Annotated in this window: 13 protein-coding genes, 1 tRNA gene and 1 pseudogene; 6 read left to right on the top strand and 9 right to left on the bottom strand. The window is 73.8% G+C overall.

Annotation, left to right across the window (positions count from 1 at the left end):
- Positions 1-317 precede the first annotated feature (317 nt).
- The 3 genes from ACFZBB_RS03590 to ACFZBB_RS03600 all read right to left on the bottom strand — a co-directional run bounded on the left by ACFZBB_RS03590 (position 318) and on the right by ACFZBB_RS03600 (position 4,684).
- Entirely contained in the window at positions 318-1,058 is a 741-nt protein-coding gene (locus ACFZBB_RS03590; protein WP_355343033.1) for a helix-turn-helix domain-containing protein, read from the bottom strand.
- Between the two features lie 242 nt (positions 1,059-1,300).
- On the bottom strand, positions 1,301-3,091 hold the full coding sequence (locus ACFZBB_RS03595; protein WP_391117332.1) for a DEAD/DEAH box helicase family protein: 1,791 nt from the start codon (positions 3,089-3,091) through the stop codon (positions 1,301-1,303).
- Between the two features lie 180 nt (positions 3,092-3,271).
- Positions 3,272-4,684: an MFS transporter gene (locus ACFZBB_RS03600; RefSeq protein ID WP_391117528.1), complete on the bottom strand. Its 1,413-nt coding sequence runs from the start codon at positions 4,682-4,684 to the stop codon at positions 3,272-3,274.
- Positions 4,685-4,985: 301 nt separating this feature from the next.
- On the opposite strand from ACFZBB_RS03600, the gene ACFZBB_RS03605 reads away from it, so the two are divergent.
- From ACFZBB_RS03605 to ACFZBB_RS03630, 6 genes and pseudogenes are all read left to right on the top strand, one after another.
- Positions 4,986-5,060: transfer RNA gene (locus tag ACFZBB_RS03605), tRNA-Cys, on the top strand.
- Between the two features lie 160 nt (positions 5,061-5,220).
- Positions 5,221-5,538, top strand: a complete 318-nt coding sequence (locus ACFZBB_RS03610) for a hypothetical protein (RefSeq protein ID WP_391117334.1) — start codon at positions 5,221-5,223, stop codon at positions 5,536-5,538.
- Positions 5,460-5,708: pseudogene (locus tag ACFZBB_RS03615) on the top strand (TetR/AcrR family transcriptional regulator); the annotation flags it as partial. The gene ACFZBB_RS03610 and the pseudogene ACFZBB_RS03615, both read left to right, overlap by 79 nt.
- A 58-nt stretch (positions 5,709-5,766) precedes the next feature.
- Positions 5,767-6,450 carry an NAD(P)-binding domain-containing protein gene (locus ACFZBB_RS03620; RefSeq protein ID WP_391117336.1) on the top strand — a complete coding sequence of 228 codons (684 nt, stop codon included), beginning with the start codon at positions 5,767-5,769 and terminating at the stop codon, positions 6,448-6,450.
- Positions 6,451-6,568: 118 nt separating this feature from the next.
- Positions 6,569-7,015: a carboxymuconolactone decarboxylase family protein gene (locus tag ACFZBB_RS03625; RefSeq protein ID WP_391117338.1), complete on the top strand. Its 447-nt coding sequence runs from the start codon at positions 6,569-6,571 to the stop codon at positions 7,013-7,015.
- Positions 7,012-7,761 (top strand): isocitrate lyase/phosphoenolpyruvate mutase family protein, encoded by a 750-nt coding sequence (locus ACFZBB_RS03630; protein ID WP_391117340.1) that lies wholly within the window; start codon positions 7,012-7,014, stop codon positions 7,759-7,761. Before ACFZBB_RS03625 ends, ACFZBB_RS03630 begins: the two co-directional genes overlap by 4 nt.
- Before the next feature lie 302 nt (positions 7,762-8,063).
- On the opposite strand, the gene ACFZBB_RS03635 is transcribed toward ACFZBB_RS03630, so the two are convergent.
- From ACFZBB_RS03635 to ACFZBB_RS03660, 6 genes are all read right to left on the bottom strand, one after another.
- Positions 8,064-10,373 carry a molybdopterin cofactor-binding domain-containing protein gene (locus ACFZBB_RS03635; protein ID WP_391117342.1) on the bottom strand — a complete coding sequence of 770 codons (2,310 nt, stop codon included), beginning with the start codon at positions 10,371-10,373 and terminating at the stop codon, positions 8,064-8,066.
- Positions 10,374-10,470: 97 nt separating this feature from the next.
- The gene (locus tag ACFZBB_RS03640) at positions 10,471-12,225 is read right to left on the bottom strand and encodes a 2Fe-2S iron-sulfur cluster-binding protein (RefSeq protein ID WP_391117344.1); all 1,755 of its coding nucleotides are present in this window, start codon (positions 12,223-12,225) and stop codon (positions 10,471-10,473) included.
- Positions 12,222-13,094, bottom strand: a complete 873-nt coding sequence (locus ACFZBB_RS03645; RefSeq protein ID WP_391117346.1) for an FAD binding domain-containing protein — start codon at positions 13,092-13,094, stop codon at positions 12,222-12,224. The genes ACFZBB_RS03640 and ACFZBB_RS03645 overlap by 4 nt, the downstream gene beginning before the upstream one ends.
- A 267-nt stretch (positions 13,095-13,361) precedes the next feature.
- Entirely contained in the window at positions 13,362-14,993 is a 1,632-nt protein-coding gene (locus ACFZBB_RS03650; RefSeq protein WP_391117348.1) for a family 20 glycosylhydrolase, read from the bottom strand.
- Positions 14,994-15,280: 287 nt separating this feature from the next.
- Entirely contained in the window at positions 15,281-16,552 is a 1,272-nt protein-coding gene (locus tag ACFZBB_RS03655; protein ID WP_391117350.1) for a hypothetical protein, read from the bottom strand.
- A gap of 36 nt (positions 16,553-16,588) precedes the next feature.
- On the bottom strand, positions 16,589-16,888 hold the full coding sequence (locus tag ACFZBB_RS03660; protein ID WP_093716639.1) for a DUF3039 domain-containing protein: 300 nt from the start codon (positions 16,886-16,888) through the stop codon (positions 16,589-16,591).
- Positions 16,889-16,891 lie beyond the last annotated feature (3 nt).

Genomic DNA, 16,891 nt, shown 5'->3' on the forward strand with positions numbered 1-16,891 from the left:
CAGCTACCCGCACGCACGCACGACCAGTGCCCCGTCAGGGGCGCGAGGAACTGCGCGAGCAACCCACCACCGGCCGGTGGCCCGGCAACAACCGAACCACCCCGCCGGGACCGACGGTGACCTGCGGAAGCACCGTGGCCGGCCGCCCAGTTCCCCGCGCCCCCAAAAACACGACCCGCCGCCCCCGGCAAAGCAGCCGCCCCGGGGCCGGGCCCATGAAGACGCAGCCGGTGGCCCGGCAAAGGACCCGGCACGGGCCCGGGGGCCTGGTGGGGGCAGCCTTCTGGGGAGGCTCAGCGCCCTAGCGCAGGGGCGCCCTAGCGCAGGGCGTCGGCGACCTCCGTGGCGGCCTCCACGACGCGCGCACCGACCCTCTCGGGGACCGAGTCGGCGAGCATGACGACGCCGACGCTCCCCTCGATGCCGGGGACGCCCAGGAGGGGCGCGGCGGCCCCGCTGGCGCCGGCCTCCAGCTCGCCGTGGGTGAGGACGTACCGGACCGGCTCGGTGGCGGTGACGGTATGGGCGGCGGGCGGCCCCTCGGCCGGGCGGGCGCCCAGGGACTCCTCCTCGACGAACCGCTCCCAGCGCGACCCGTCGGGCGTCGGCTGCATGCCCCGCCCGGCGAGGATGGCGCGCCCCGCGGCCCCGCGGTCCAGCGGGTGCCGGAAGCCGGTGCGATAAGCCACGTGGTAGTCGGTCCAGGTCGGCTCCACGACGGCGACGGCCAGCGCCTCGCTGCCGTCGACGAGGGTCAGGTGGGCGGTCGCCCCGATCTCCTCGGCGAGCGAGCGCAACGCGGGCAGTGCGGCCTCGCGCAGCAGCGGGTGCACCTGGTGGGCCAGACCGAGCACGCCCAGTCCGACGCGCGCCCGGCCGCCGAGGTCACGGCGGACCAGCGAATGCTGCTCCAGCGTGGCCAGCAAGCGGTAGACCACCGTCCGGTTCACACCGAGTTTGGCGGCCAGCTCGGTCACCGTCAGGCCGTGGTCGGTGTCGGCGAGCAGCTTGAGAACCCGCAGGCCCCGGTCAAGCGTTTGAGACGTCTCCGCGGTCACGACGCCCCCTCCTCGTAGGCGGCGGCCATCTCCACGGCGGTAACGCACTGCCGGTCCCGCGGCAGTGCACGGAGAGGCCGCCGGTAGTCGTCATACCGGCTGCGCTCCGCGGCTGCACTGCCACGGCGCGTGCGTGACCGGCACCGTAGCGAGCGGGTACCGCTCAGCGGAAGGGGTCGTCCACAATCCGGGCGTTGGCTTGACCCGACTTTGGAGATCCACCCTCTACAATACGGCCGACATCATCGCATTCGGGTCGCCCACTCCTGCACCTTCTTGATCCGCTCGCCGAGCTGTCCCGCCGTCGCCTCGGCGCTCGGCGGCCCGCCGCACGCACGGCGCAATTCGGTGTGAATCACCCCGTGCGGCTTACCGCTCTGATGGTTGTAGGCGGCCACGAGCGTATTCAACTGCTTGCGCAGTTCGAGCAGTTGACGGTGGGTGACGATCGGGCGCCGCTCGGCGGGGAGTTCGAGCAGATCGGCCTCTTCGTCCGGCTTCTTCCGGCTGTGGGCGATCTGTCGGGCCTGCCGCTTCTGCAGCAGTATCTGGACCTGGTCCGGTTCGAGGAGTCCGGGGATGCCGAGGTAGTCCTGCTCCTCCTCGCTGCCCGGATGCGCCTGCATGCCGAACTCGGCGCCGTCGTACAGCACCCGGTCGAAGACCGCGTCGGACTCCAGCGCCTCGAAGGGCAGCATGTCCTCCTCCGTGGCCTCGTCCTCGGTCTTCTCCGCGTCCGCGAGGAGCTTGTCCTCCTCCGCGAAGGGGTCCTCCTCGCCCTGCTTCTTGGGCTTGTCGAGCACGTGGTCGCGCTCGACCTCCATCTCGTTGGCGAATTCCAGCAGCATCGGGATCGTCGGTACGAACACCGACGCCGTCTCGCCGCGCCGCCGCGACCGTACGAAACGGCCCACGGCCTGCGCGAAGAACAGCGGCGTCGAGATCGTCGTGGCGTACACGCCGACCGCGAGGCGGGGTACGTCGACGCCCTCCGACACCATCCGGACCGCGACCATCCACCGGTCCTCGGACTCGCTGAACTTCTCGATCCGCTTGGAGGAGCCGGGGTCGTCGGAGAGCACGACGGTCGGCTTGTGCCCGGAGATCTCCTTGAGCAGCTTGGCGTAGGCGCGGGCCGAGTCCTGGTCGGTGGCGATCACCAGGCCGCCCGCGTCCGGGATGCCCTTGCGGACCTCGGTCAGCCGCTGGTCGGCCGCCTTCAGCACGTTCGGAATCCAGTCGCCGGTCGGCGCGAGCGCGGTCCGCCACGCCTGCCCGATGGCGTCCTTCGTCATCGGCTCGCCCAGGCGCGCCGCGATCTCGTCGCCCGCCTTGGTGCGCCAGCGCATGTTGCCGCTGTAGCTGAGGAAGATCACCGGGCGGACGACGCCGTCGTTGAGCGCGTTGCCGTACCCGTACGTGTAGTCGGCGGCGCTGCGGCGGATGCCGTCGTTGCCCTCCTCGTACACCACGAAGGGGATCGGGTTGGTGTCCGACCTGAACGGCGTCCCGGTCAGCGCCAGCCGCCGCGTCGCCGGGTCGAACGCCTCCAGGCACGCCTCGCCCCACGACTTGCTGTCGCCCGCGTGGTGGATCTCGTCCAGGATCACCAGCGTCTTGCGCTGCTCGCAGCGGTTGCGGTGCAGCATCGGCCGCACCCCGACGCCCGCGTACGTCACGGCGACGCCGTGGTACTCCTTGCCGACGGGGCCCGCGCTGTACTCCGGGTCCAGCTTGATCCCTATCCGCGCCGCCGCGTCCGCCCACTGCGTCTTCAGGTGCTCGGTGGGCGCCACCACCGTGATCTGCTGCACCAGGTGGTTGTGGAGCAGATACGACGCCAGCGACAGCGCGAAGGTGGTCTTCCCGGCGCCGGGTGTCGCCACCGCGAGGAAGTCCCGCGGCTGCTTGGCGACGTACGCGTCGATGGCCCCCTGCTGCCAGGCCCGAAGCTTGTTCGCCGTCCCCCAGGGCGCGCGCCCGGGGAAGGCGGGAGACAGGTGGTGCGGGTGCGATGCGGCGGTGGTAGTCACGGTCTCCGTTGAGGTTCGTCTCGCGGCGGGTCGGTACGAAAACCGCCTCAGCCTACCGGCCGCACCCCCTCACCCCCGTCCCGACGCCACCGCACCACCCGTGTGCGACTCAGCTCACATACGGGCGGGCGGACGCCGTCTCGTACGGTGATACGCCGTCCCGGGCGCAGGCGGTCGGCCTCACGCCGATTTCGGGTGGGGGCGGAGGCGGGCGGCTACGAAGGCGCCTGCGAGGGCCAGGGCGGCGGCGGGGAGGAAGACGGCGGCGAAGGCGGCGGGGTGGCCCGGGGAGGCGGTGGAGGCGTCGGCGGTGGCGCCGACGGTGCCGCCGCCGAGGGCGGCGAAGACGGTGCCGGCGGCGGCGACCAGGAGGACGTTGGAGAGGGCGTCGGAGACCTGGAGGGCGGCGGAGTTGGCGCCGGCCTCCGCGGGGGCGGACTGCTCCAGCATCAGGACGCTGAGAGTGGAGATGACCAGGCCCATGCCGAGGCCGCCCGCGCACCAGGCGACGGCCACGATCCAGACCGGTACGGACTGGACGAGGGCGAGGGAGGCGCCGCAGATGGCGGCGGCGGACAGCACCATGCCGAACTGCGCGAGGCGTTCGCGGACCGGTGCCAGGCGCGGGCGGGCCTGGACGTACGAGCCGAGCGCCCAGGTGAGCCCGGCGCCCGCCAGCGACAGACCCGCCATGGTGGCGGACAGGCCGCGCTGGGTGACCAGCATCAGCGGGATGAAGCTCTCGGCGGCGATGAAGGTGCCCGCCGCGATCCCGCGCATCAGGATCACCGTGGGCAGCCCGCGCACCGCGCGGAAGGTGCCGGGCGGAAGCAGCCGCAGCGCGGACGGTACGAGCAGCACGATGCCCGCGACGGCCGGTATCACCGAGAGCGGGCTGATGTCCTGGCCCGCGTACTGCAACAGCGCCGCGCCCGTCGCGAGCGCCACCGCGTACCAGATCCGCCGCCCGTCCCGTACGGGCGGCGCGACCGGCTCGGGGGCCTCGGGCAGCGTCTCGGGGGCCGGGTCGGGGGCGTGCGCGGCCCGCCGCAGGGGCGGCAGCATGACGGCGAGCGGCAGCACCACCAGGACAGGGATGGCCAGGAACACCCAGCGCCAGCCGAGCTGTTCCGTGACCGTCCCCGACACCAGCGGCCCGACGATCGACGGCACCACCCACGACGCCGCGAAGGCGGCCATGACCGAGGGCCGCAGCCGTTCCGGATACGCCCGGCCGACCACTACGTACAGCGCGACGATCACCAGCCCGCCGCCGAGCCCCTGCACGGCCCGGCCGAGCACGAACGGCCACATCGACTGCGCGGTCCCGCTGATCACCAGCCCCACCGCGAAGCCGCCGATGCCCGCCGCCAGCGGCGGCAGCGGCCCCGACCGGTCGCACCACTGCCCGCTGACCACCATCGCGAGCAGCGACGTCGTGAAATACCCCGAGAACGCGAACGCGTACAGCCCGAGGCCGTCCAGCTCCCGCGCCGCGATCGGCATCGCCGTCCCCACCGCGGTCGCCTCGAACGCGATCATCAGCACCACCGACACGATGCCCAGGGTCAGCGCGCGGTACGACCGCCCCATCACGCCTTCCAGCGCGTCCGGGGCGGTCTCGGGGTCGATTCCAGGAAGCCGCTGGTCACGGCGAGTGTCGGAGGCAGTCACCAGCCAAGGGTAAGGGGCATCAGCCCCTTTCACCCCTGCCCTGCGACCGCCTTTCCCTCCGCCTTTCGCCCTACGCCCCGCCCTCGCCCCGGCCGCGTTCCCGCCCCGGCCCGCACCCCCGTTCATGAACGCCGTATGGCAGTCCCGTTGCACCCCCTCCCCCACCCTTGACCCACCCCCGCCCCACCCGCGAAGGTCGAACCACACCGCACACACACCTGGCCGTGTGCCCGAGTGGTTGAGGGACTCGCCTGCAAAGCGAGTTACGCCGGTTCGATTCCGGTCACGGCCTCCAACGCCTTTGACCAGGCAAATCAAATGGGCGGCACCCCGCGAGGGCGCCGCCCTTCTGGTTGTCCGTCTCCATGATCGCCGGACGCACCTCCCCACGGGCCCCGGACCAGCCTTGAATAACTCGTAGCCGCCCCGAAGAGGGACCGCCTAGGCTCCGATCCATGCGCACGGTGTTCGTGTTCCCCGCGGGTGAGCGAGCTGAGACCATCGCGACACTTGATCAGCACCTGAACCAGCAGCGCCATCCCTGGACCCTGGACGGCAACCTCTACGTCGACATCGACGACGAGCAGAACGGCTGCCTTTTCTCCGACTGGGAGCCCGACGACGTGACGGTCCTCGACGCGGCCGTCGGATTCCACGCCACCGTCACGGACCTGCTGCGGCGCGGCCAGGCCAGGGCACCGTACGCCCGGACCTCACCACCGAGGACGTGCTGCTCGTCCTCGCCGCGCTCGGCCGGGTCGTGCCCGCGCTGAGCGCCGTCGCGCCGGACGCCTGGGCCCGGCCGCTCGCCCTGCTCCTCGACGGCTTCCGGACCCGGCCGGACGCGCCGGAACTACCCGTGCCGCCCCTGCCCGCGCCGCCCCTGACCGCCGCCCAGCTCGGCGACGTGCTCCTCGCACTCGGGCCGCACCGACGCCGCTGACAGGGTGAACGACCCGACCGGCGGAAATACTGACGTGGCCGTGGCGGTTGCCGCCCGTATGGCGACTTTGGGACTGATCGGCAGCGGAAACATCGGCGGCACCCTGGCCCGGCTGGCGGTCGACAGCGGGCTCGATGTGGTGCTCAGCAACTCCCGGGGGCCGGAAACCCTCGCGGACCTCGTCGCGGAGCTCGGTCCACGAGCCCGTGCGGGTACGGCGGCGGAGGCCGCCGCCGCCGGGGACTGGGTGGTGGTGACGGTCCCGGTCAAGGCGTACCCGCGGATTCCGCGGGAGCCGCTGGCGGGCAAGACCGTGATCGACACCGGCAACTACTACCCGCAGCGCGACGGCGACATCCCCGAACTGGTCGGGAAGAAGACCACCGACAGCGGGCTGCTCCAGGGGTATCTGGACGGGGCCCACGTGGTGAAGGCGTTCAACAACATCTTCTTCAAGCACCTGGCGGCGCTGCCGCGTCCGGCGGGAGCGGCCGACCGCAGCGCCCTGCCCATCGCGGGTGACGACGCCGACGCGAAGGCGTACGCCGCTGAGCTGCTCGATCTGCTCGGCTTCGACACCGTGGACGCCGGGCCGCTCGCCGAGGGCCGGCGGTTCCAGCCCGGCACGGCGGCGTACGGGCTGCCCTACGCGGACAAGTCGGTGGCCGACTTCATGGCAGAGCCCCCGGTGCCGGCCTCCGTCGCCGACATCGAGGCGGCCCTGGCGGCGGCGGAGAGCTGAAGCCGGGTCAGCCGGGCCCTAAACCGGGCCGCCCTTCCGCTCCCGCCGCGACTGGCCCAGGGATTTGGGGCGGGAGTGGTACAAGGGCGCGGGGCGATCAGGCCGTAGCGTCATCGGTATGAGTGAGCGAGTGGATTACGCGAAGCACGCGCCGGACGCGTTCCGGGCGATGCTGGGGTTCAGCCAGGCGGCGGCGAAGGGGCTCGACCCCGTGGTCGCGGAGCTGGTGAAGATCAGGGCGTCGCAGATCAACCGGTGCGCGTTCTGCCTTGACATGCACATCAAGGACGCGCGGAAGGCCGGGGAGAGCGACCAGCGGATCTTCCTGCTGAGCGCGTGGGAAGAGGTCGACGGCGTCTACAGCGAGAAGGAGCGGGCGGCGCTGGCGCTGACGGAGGCGGTGACGCTGCTGACGGACGGGTTCGTGCCGGACGAGGTGTACGCGCGGGCGGCGAAGCACTTCGACGCGGACGAGTTGGCGCGGCTGGGGGCCGCGATCGTGGCGATCAACGCGTGGAACCGGTTCAACGTGACGTTCAGGACGCAGCCGGCGGCGAGCGCGTGAGCGGCGCGGGGGCCGGGGCGGGGGCGGGGGGCGCGAAGGCGCTGCTGGCGCTGCATCACGGGCGGGACGCCGCCGATCCGTTGGTGCTGCCCGGGCCGTGGGACGCGGCCAGCGCGCGGGTGTTCGCGGACGCGGGCTTCCCGGCGCTGGCGACGCCCAGCGCCGGGGTGTCGGCGTCGCTGGGGTACGAGGACGGCGAGGCGCCCGCCGACGAGATGTTCGCCGCGATCCGGCGGATCACGCGGGCCGTGGACGTCCCCGTGTCGGCCGACGTCGAGGCCGGATACGGGCTGGCGCCCGAGGAGTTGGTCGAGCGGCTGCTGGAGGCCGGGGCCGTCGGGTGCAATCTGGAGGACTCCGAGCCGGGGCCCGGGGGGCTGGTCGAGCCCCGGCGGCAGGCGGACCGGCTCGCGGCCGTACGCGCCGCCGCCGGGGACGCGTTGGTCGTCAACGCGCGCATCGACACGTTTCTGCGCGGTGACCGTACGACCGGCGCCGCCGTCGAGCGCGGGCTGCTCTACGCCGCCGCCGGAGCCGACTGCGTCTACCCGATCCTCGCCCCGCCCGCCCTCCTCGCCGAGATCGCCGAAGCCGTCCCGCTCCCCCTCAACGCCCTCTGCCGTCCCGGCGGGCCCTCCCCCCGCGAGCTGGGCTTCCTCGGCGCCACCCGCGTCACCTTCGGCGGCGGCCTCCAGCAACAAGCCCTGGAAGCCGTCCGCGACATGGCAGCCGGCATGCGCCTGTGACCCGCCGGGCGCGCGCCGCGTAAAGGCGCCGGGCCACGTTGTTCAGGGGCGCGGTGGACCGGCACGCTCAGCCGCGGCCGCGCCCCTGAAAGGCTCAACCCGCCCCGGAGGGGCTAGGGCCTGTCCGGCGGATCACGAACGGCCCCTTCGGCACCTGGCCCGCACGCCCGCCGCGTTGCCGCATACCCGAATAGCTCCGCCATGAGGCCATCCCGGCGCCTTGCGCTCAGGGGTCCCCCCCGGACGGAGTCCGGGGGAGCACCAGACGCCGCCTGGACCGCCCATGATCCGCCGGACAGGCCCTAGTTCTGGGGCTTGACCACCGCGGCCTGGGGGCGGATGGGGAGGCGGGGGATGGGGCGGGCGGTGGCGGCGCGGACGGCGGCGGCCACCGCGGCGGGGGCGGTGACGACGGGGACGGCGGAGACGGCCTTGGCGCCGAAGGGGGCGAGGACGTCGCGCTCCTCGACCAGCCGGATGATGCGGACCGTAGGGGCGTCGAGGGCGGTCGGCAGGGAGTATCCGGTGAGGCTGGGGCGTTTGACGATGCCTCGGGGCGCGCGGAGGTCCTCCATCAGGGCGAGGCCGACGCCCTGGGTGATCCCGGCCTCGATGCGGGCGGCGAGCTGGCGGGGGTTGAGGATGCGGCCGACGTCCTGGGCGACGGCCATCTCCACCACGCGCACGGCGCCCAGTTCGATGTCGACGTCGACCACGGCGCGGATCGCGCAGAAGGTGAGGCCGACGAAGGCGTCGCCCTGGCCGGTGTCGTCGAGCCGGTCGGTGGGGTGCGGGCGGCACTGCGCGGTGGCCCACAGCTCCTTGCCGTCGAGGGTCTCGGCGACGGTGGTGGACAGCACACCGTCGTACGAGGTGATCTTGCCGTCGGCGATGGACAGCAGCTCGACGGACATGCCGAATTTGGCGGCGAGCGGCTGGAGCAGCTGGGTGCGGACCATCTTGGCCGCGCGCTCGACGGCGCCGCCGGACACCCAGGTGTGGCGTCCGCGCGCGGACGGTCCCGACGGCGGCTGGTCGGTGTCGGACGGCAGCACCTGGACGTCGTCGATGCCGAGGACTTCCTGGACGATCTGCCGGGCCAGCGTGGTGAATCCCTGGCCGGTCTCGACGGCGGCGCAGATGACGGTGGCGCGGCCGTCGTGGACGCGTACGGTCGCGGTCGACACCTCGTCGGCGCCCTCGGCGCCGAGCACGTGGACCATGCCGAGCGCGTAGCCGACCCCGCGCCGTACCGCGCCCGGCTCGCCCGCGCCCGAGGTGCCGCCGGGCAGCAGCCACTGCGACTCGTCGTCGCCGTCGGGCAGCGGGGGCAGCTCGGCGTCGCGTACGGCCTTCAGCAGCTCGCCGACGGGCGCGGGGCAGGTGACGGTCTGGCCGGTGGGCAGCAGGTCGCCGGTGGCCAGGACGTTCCGCATCCGGATCTCGGCCGGCTCCAGGCCGACCTTCGCGGCGAGCTTGTCCATCTGGCCCTCGTACGCGGCGCAGACCTGGAGCGCGCCCTCGCCGCGTACGTGGCCGGACGGCGGGTTGTTGGTGCGTACGGCCCAGCCCTCGACGAAGACGTGCGGGACGACGTAGGGACCGGCCGCGAAGGCCACGGCGGCGGCGAGCGCGTCGGAGGAGGCGTCGGCGTACGCGCCCGCGTCGAGCAGGATCTGGGCCTCGACCTTGACCAGGCGGCCCTCGGCGTCGGCGTGGTGGCGGTAGCGCAGCAGGGTGGGGTGGCGGTGGGCGTGGCCGAGGAAGGACTCCTCGCGGGTGGCCACGAATTTGACCGGGCAGCCGGTCTTGAGCGCGAGCAGGCCGAGCGGGAGCTGGACCCCGGAGTCCTCGCGGTCGCCCATCGCGCCGGGCACGCCGGTGACGACGACCTTGACGCGGTCGGGTTCGAGGCCGAAGCAGGCGGCGGCCAGGTCGCGGTCGGCGTGCGGGTCGGTGGAGGCGACGTACAGCTCGACGCCGCCGTCCGGGCGCGGGACGGCGAGTCCGGCCTCGGCGCCGATCGGGGCCGGGTCCTGGCGGCCGACCCGGTACAGGCCCTCCACGATGACGTCGCCGACCGCGTCGGGGTCGCCGAAGCGCAGCGGGATGTGCCGGATCAGATTGCCGTCGGGGTGCAGCGGCTCGGCGGCGAACGCCTTCTCGGGGTCGGTGACCGGCTCCAGCACCTCGTACTCGACGAGGATCGCGGCGGCGGCCAGCCGGGCGGTGTCGGGGTGGTCGGCGGCGACGGCGGCGATCGGCTCGCCGTGGTGCCGGACCAGGTCCTCGGCGAAGACCGGGCGGTCCGCGACCCGGCGGCCGTGCATCGCGTCGCCCGGCACGTCCTCGTGCGTGACGACGGCCCGCACGCCGGGCATCGCGACGGCCTCGCTGGTGTCGATCCGGGTGATCCGCGCGTGCGGGTACGGCGAGCGCAGCACGGCCGCCCACAGCAGCCCCTCGGCCCACAGATCCGCCGCGTACGGGTAGGTGCCCTGCGCCTTCTGGAGCGCGTCGGCCGAGGGCAGCGACGCGCCGATCCCCCGTACCGCCCCCGCGCCCGCCAGGGTCTCCGCGACGGGCCCCGGTCCGTCGATGATGCCGGTCATACGGCGCCTCCGGACGGCCGGTCGGTGATGGCAGGGGGTGTGACGGCAGAGGGGGTGAACGAGGTGAGGCGCGGGGGCCGGACGGCGGCGTCGCCGGTCATGCGGCGCCTCCCGAGGGGCCGCCCTGGTGCGGGACGCGGGCGGCGGTGGAGGAGGCCGCGGACGACGGGTTGTCGGGGTCGTCGGCGGCGGCCTCGCGGGCGGCGATGACCTGGTCGACGGCGTCGAGGACGCCGCGGTAGCCGGAGCAGCGGCAGAGGTTGCCGCACAGCGCCTGGCGGGTCTCCAGGTCGGTGGGTTTGTGGTTGCCCTCCAGCAGGTCGTGCACCGTCATCGCCATGCCGGGGATGCAGAAGCCGCACTGTACGGCGCCGGATTCGGCGAGCGCGCGCTGGACGTCGGAGGGGCGGCCGTCCACGGTCAGGCCCTCGACGGTACGGACCTCGCTGCCCGCCGCGGTGGCCGCGGGCACCAGGCAGGAGGCGACCAGACGGCCGTCGACCTGGACGGAGCAGGCTCCGCACTCGCCCTGTTCGCAGCCGTCCTTGGCGCCGGCGAGGCCGAGGCGTTCGCGCAGCACGTAGAGAAGCGACTCGCCGAGCCAGGCGTCGGTCACCGGGCGGTCGGCGCCGTTGACGCGCAGGACGTAGGAGGCGAGGGGGTGTTCGCTGTGGGTCTCCTCGACGGGTTCCGGCTCCGGCTCCCGCTCGGCCTCGTCGGCCGCGAGGTCGCCGTCCGCCTCCGCCGTACCGGAATCCGGGGCGAGGGGGTCGGGGGCGAGGGGGTCGGGCGTGAGGCCGTCCACGGCGTCGGGGAGCGGCCCGGCCGGGGGCAGTTCGCCCGGCGCGAGGCCGTCCGGCCCGAGTCCGTCCGATACGTGGCCGTCCGATACGTGGCCGTTCGCCACCAGTTCCTCGCCGCCGTCGAGCGCGGGCAGCGCGGACAGGCCGTCCAGACCGCCCGGCAGGGCGTCGAGGCCGCTGAGACCGTCGAGCGCGGACAGGCCGTCGACGCCGTCGAGCGCGCCGATCCCGGTGAGCGGGGTGAGGCCGTCCGACAGGCCCTCGGGGTCGTGCAGCGCGCCCGCGCTGCCGGGGCTCTCGGGGTCGCCGGGGGCGCGCGTCCTGGCCGCCGGGTCGTGGCCGGTGTCGTAGTCGGCGTCGAGGCCGTGGTGCGTGAACGCGCTGTCGGCGGTGGCCTGGTGTCCCGCGCCGGGCGGCGGGCCCTCCGGGTCGTCGACGGCGGCGGACCAGGCGGCCTGGGTGGGCGGCCAGGGCAGCCCCTCGTCAACTCCCGCGCCCAGGCCGGTGCCCAGGCCCGTACCGGGGTCGATGCCGGTGCCGACGCCGCTGAAGTCCCACTGCCCGGTGAGCTGGTCCTGCGGTGTCCCCTGCCCGGCCTGCGCCTGGGCGGCGGCCTGAGCGGCCGCCTGGGCCTGCGCGGCGGCCGCCGCGCCCTGCCCGAACATCCCGGCGGGGAAGGACTGCGTGGGCGCGGGCGACGGCGCCTGGTCCCACGGCGAGGCGAAGGAGCCGACGGAGAACTCCCCCGAGTCGCCGTCCGCGTCGTCCTTTATGACCGGGATCGACCACTGGGTGACCGGGTCGCCCTCACCGGTGACGGGCGGTCCCGCCGGGCCGTGCGCGCCGAGCGGGTCCTCGCCCGGCCGCGGCTCCGGCGGCAGTTGGGCCGCGAAGGAGACGTGCATGGTCTGGTCGGGGTCGTAGTCCCCGCCGCCGGGCACGGGCTGCCAGGTCCCCGACGTGCCGGACGACGTACCGGACCCGCCGGACGTGCCCGACCTGTCGTCGGTGCCGGGTGCGCCCGGCTGCGGCTGCGGCTGGTCGGTCATGCCAGTGCCCTCCCGAGCGCTCGACGGGACAGTGCGGCCACGGTACGGCGTAGCTGGACGGCGGCGGGCGGCAGTTCGACACCTTCCTGGTCCGGGATGCACGCGGCGGCCACGTACTCGCCGAAGGCCGTGCACGCCTCGGGGGCGAGATTGCGGTCGCCGTCCCAGCCGATGAGGCCCGCGACCCACTGCTCGGCCTCCAGGGGCCGCAGCGGCACCGGCGCGACCGCGCCCACCGAACAGCGCACCTGGCGGCGCGCGGGGTCGACCACGAGCGCGACGGAGGCGATCGCGCGCCCCGGTCCGGTGCGCCCGGTGGCCTTGAGGAAGGTCTGCGGCGCGTGCAGCAGCGGAATCCTCACGAAGGCGAGGAGTTCGCCGGGGCGCAGCGGGTCCATGCCGGTGAGCAGGTGGCTGACCGGGAGTTCGCGGTCGCCCTCGGGTCCGGCGACGATGACGCTGGCCTCCAGCGCGGCGAGCACCGGGAGGGCGTCGCCGGTCGGGGCCGCGGTCGCGATGTTGCCGCCGAGGGTGCCCGCGTTGCGGATCTGCGGCGGTCCCGCGGAGCGGGCGGCGGCGGCGAGCGCGGGGATGAGGGCGGCGAAGTCCGGCCGCCCCATCCGCGCGTGGGTCAGTCCGGCGCCGAGCAGCGCCGCGCCGTCCGCGTACTGCCAGCCGCGGATCTCACTGATCCGGCCGAGGCCGACCAGCGCGTCCGGGCGCAGCAGCCCGGAGTTCACCGCCGCCATCAGGTCGGTGCCGCCTGCGACGGGCACGGCGCTGGGCATGGCGGCGAGCGCCTCCACCGCCTCGTCGAGCGAGGACGGCAGCGTCACGTTCTCCGCCGTCTGCCGTGCATACGTGCTCACGCAGCCTGCCCCTTCCCGGCCTTCCTCCGTCGCGCGGTAGCCGTACCGTACGTGCTCACAGCCTGGACGTGGCAACTCTGGCACATGTTCCACGGTGGTCAACGCGAGGGTCCACGAAGTACCGATCCGTCCGTCACGGGCGCGATCGTACGGCCCTGACGGAATCAACCGCTGTGCCGGAATTGCCATCCTTCGGGTGTGTTGCGACGGTACGCCACTCCACCGTGCCAGCTCCGCCCGCGCCGGGTGCGGAAGTTGCGGAATCAGTCACACGATCGGGGGCGGACCGTCCTTGGGACGGCCGAGGACTCCGGGGCGGCGCTGCCACGGCAGCGGGCCGCCCGGCGGCCGGTACTCCACGCCCAGGGCGTCCAGGCGGGCGTAGTGGGTCCGCATCCGGGCTTCGAATTCCGGCCAGTCGCGCTCGTCGGCGGCGGGCAGGTCCGACCAGGCGACCTCGGCGAAGGCGGCGAGCCGCGGGAAGGCCATGTAGTCCAGCACCCGTACGGAGTCCATGACTTCGGTCCAGATGTTGGCCTGGGCGCCGATGACGTGCGCCGCCTCCTTCTCGGTGAGCTGCGGCGGAACCGGCTCGAAGCGGAAGACGTCCTCCAGGCCGCGGGCGTGCGCGATCGGCACCGGCTCCTCGGGGTCCTCCGACTGCCGCCAGTCCAGGTAGACATGGGTCTGGGGGCACATCACCACGTCGTGTCCGGCCTTGGCAGCCGCGATGCCGCCGGCGTATCCCTGCCACGACGACACGGCGGCGCCCTCGGCGAGGCCGCCCTCCAGGATCTCGTCCCAGCCGATCAGCCGCCGGCCGCGCTCGGTCAGCCAGTGGTCGAAGTGGCCGATCATCCAGCTCTGCAGCTCGTCCTCGTCCTCCAGGCCCAGCTCCTGCATCCGCTCCTGCGCCGAACGCGAGGCGCGCCACTGGTCCTTGGGGCACTCGTCGCCGCCGACGTGGAAGAACTCGCCGGGGAACAGCTCCAACAGCTCGGCGAAGACGTTCTCGTAGAAGCGCAGGGTGCTCTCGGCGGGCGAGAGCACATTGGGGTTGACGCCCCACGTGGTCAGCACGGAGAGGGCCGAGGTGTCGACGACGTCGGTGTTGCCGAGCTCCGGGTACGCGGCGATGGCGGCCTGCGAGTGGCCGGGGATGTCGACCTCGGGGACGACGGTGATGTGCCGCTCGGCGGCGTACGCGACGATCTCGCGGATGTCGTCCTGGGTGTAGTAACCGCCGTGCGGGCGCTCGTCCCACAGCGGCGACTCGCGCAGCCCGACCTTCGTGCGCTCGCGCCACGCGCCGACCTCGGTCAGCTTCGGGTAGCGCTTGATCTCCACCCGCCAGCCCTGGTCGTCGGTGAGGTGGAAGTGCAGCACGTTCAGCTTGTGGGCGGCCATCAGGTCGAGGTACTTGAACACGACGTCCTTCGGCATGAAGTGCCGTGCCACGTCGAGCATGAAGCCGCGCCAGGCGAAGCGGGGCGCGTCCTGTATCTGGCAGGTCGGCACGCGCCACTCGCGCTCTCCCAGGGGCGCCCGGCGGAAGGCGTCGGCCCCCAGGAGCTGGCGCAGGGTCTGCGCGCCCCAGAAGACGCCGGCGGGGCTCCCGCCGAAGACGTGCACGCCGGAGTTGGGCGCCGCCATGATGCGGTAGCCCTCGGGGCCCAGGTCCCTGGCCACCGCGTCGTCCACCGCCAGCCGGATCACGTCCTTCCCGGACGGCTCCACCGGCGCCAGCGGCAGGCCCGTCGCTGCCGCGAGCACTCCGCGCAGCCAGCGCGCGGCGCCTTCGGCGCCGGGAGTCGCGGTGAGGGTCGTCTCGGGCCCGAGGACGAAGGCGTCGTCGGTGCCGTACGGGGTCTGATGGCGCGGGGCCGGAATGAGGTCCATGGGGGCCATCCTGACCCGTAATCCGCGATTGGCATAGACCAATCCCGCAGCTGCCCGGCCGAGGACCGTTCTCCGACCGCGGAAGCGTCACGCCTGGTCGCGCAGTTCCCCGCGCCCCTGAAAAGCTCGGCTCACCCGCCCGCGGCAAACGTGCCCCGGCAAACGGGCCCCGAGGGGCGCTGGGGACACCTCCCGGCGGTAGCTGGGGGAGGAACTGCGCGACCAGCCCTCACCCGGGTGCGGGGAAAGGCGGCGGGGGAGCGTACCCCCGTTTTCGGGACCCGCGGTCAGAAGGCGGCAGCCGCCCTCTCGCGTTGGGCGCGCACGGCCAGCAGGACGGTGAGGGTCACACCGAGGAGCAGCCACGCCAAGTGGGCGACGGTGAGAGCCTGCCACGCGGAGTGGGGCACGTCGGGGGCGGAGGCCAGGGCGAGGGTGGCACCCAGCAGCGCGAGCACGGCCGCGAGCTGCACACGCCCGTTCCAGCTCCGCAGGAACGCGCGCTCGGCGAAGGGCCCGCCGTACCACCAGCGGACGGCGAGGCCGACGACGACCACGGCGGCCAGACCGGCCGCGGTCACGGCGGAGACCGCCCACAGCGGCCACGGCGCGCGCTGCCGTTCCTTGACGCAGGGCAGCACGGTGGTGACCAACGGCACCAGCGGGAGTACGGCGACGGCGTTGATCTCACGGACCCGCCGCAGCCAGGGATCGGCGGCCAGCTCCGTACGGACGGTGGCACGGATGCCCCGCAGCCGGGCGGGCAGCGGCGTACCGGAGCGGCGCCCCGCCACCGTCAGCAGGACCACGATCAGGACCAGGGCCGCCGCGGCCCCGGCGGCGGTGGCGATGATCTGCCAGACGTCACCGGTCGCGATCCGGAAGAGCTGCACGCCCACCAACAGGACGACGGCGATGATCCCGGCCAGTGCCCCGCCGCGCGGCGCGGTGAGCTGGCTGGGGTCGGCGCCGAGCATCAGCGCCCGCTCCACCGCGCTCTGGTGCTCGGCGCGGTGCCGCTTGGGCACCCGGCCGAGCAGCCCGCGCCCCGAGGTCAGCGAACGGGCCAGCGCGACCTGCGCCTCGGCCTCCTGCGGGGCGAGCGCGACCGCGCGGCGGGCGGCGGCCACCGCGTCGGGCACCCGGCCCAGCCGCCGGTAGACATCGGAGAGCAGCACCGACGGCTCCCAGCCGTCGGGGTCGGCGCCGGTGGCGCGCAGCGCGACGGTCAACGCCGCGTGCGGCTCGTCCAGCGAGAGCAGCACGACCCCGGCCAGCACGAAGACATCGGCCGCCTCCGCGGGCCCGGCGAGCGCCAGTGCCCAGTCGACCGACTCGCGGGCCTCGGGGCGCCGCTTCTCCTGCGCGAGAATCCAGGCGCGCAGCAGGTAGCCCGCGCTGCCGTTGCGCTCCACGAAGGCGTCGCTGACGAGGGCGTGCGCCTCGGCGAACCGGCTCTGCGCGACGAGCGAGTGCACCCGCTCGCCGTCGCTCGCGTCGTCGTCGCCGGGCGCGTCCGCCGCGCCGAACGCGCCGTCGTCACCCTGACCGCTGTCCACGTCCGCCCCTGTTTCCGCCGGCGAGGAGCGCGGACGTCAGCTCTTGCCGCCGCTGCCCTTGCCGGACTTGTCCTTGTCCCCGCCGCCCAGCGGCATGCCCTCGTAGATCTCCTTGCACATCGGGCAGACCGGGTACTTCTTCGGATCGCGTCCCGGGACCCAGACCTTGCCGCAGAGCGCGACGACGGGCGTGCCTTCCAGCGCGCTCGCCATGATCTTGTCCTTCTGGACATAGTGCGCGTAGCGCTCGTGGTCGCCGTCACCATGGGAGAGCTGCGGGGTCGGCTCGACCAGAGTGCCGGTGCCCGCCCCGCGCTCGGGCTCAAGAGTGCTCATAAG

Origin of the sequence: Streptomyces sp. NPDC008139 (genome assembly GCF_042957025.1) — a bacterium.
Taxonomy (GTDB): Bacteria; Actinomycetota; Actinomycetes; order Streptomycetales; family Streptomycetaceae; genus Actinacidiphila.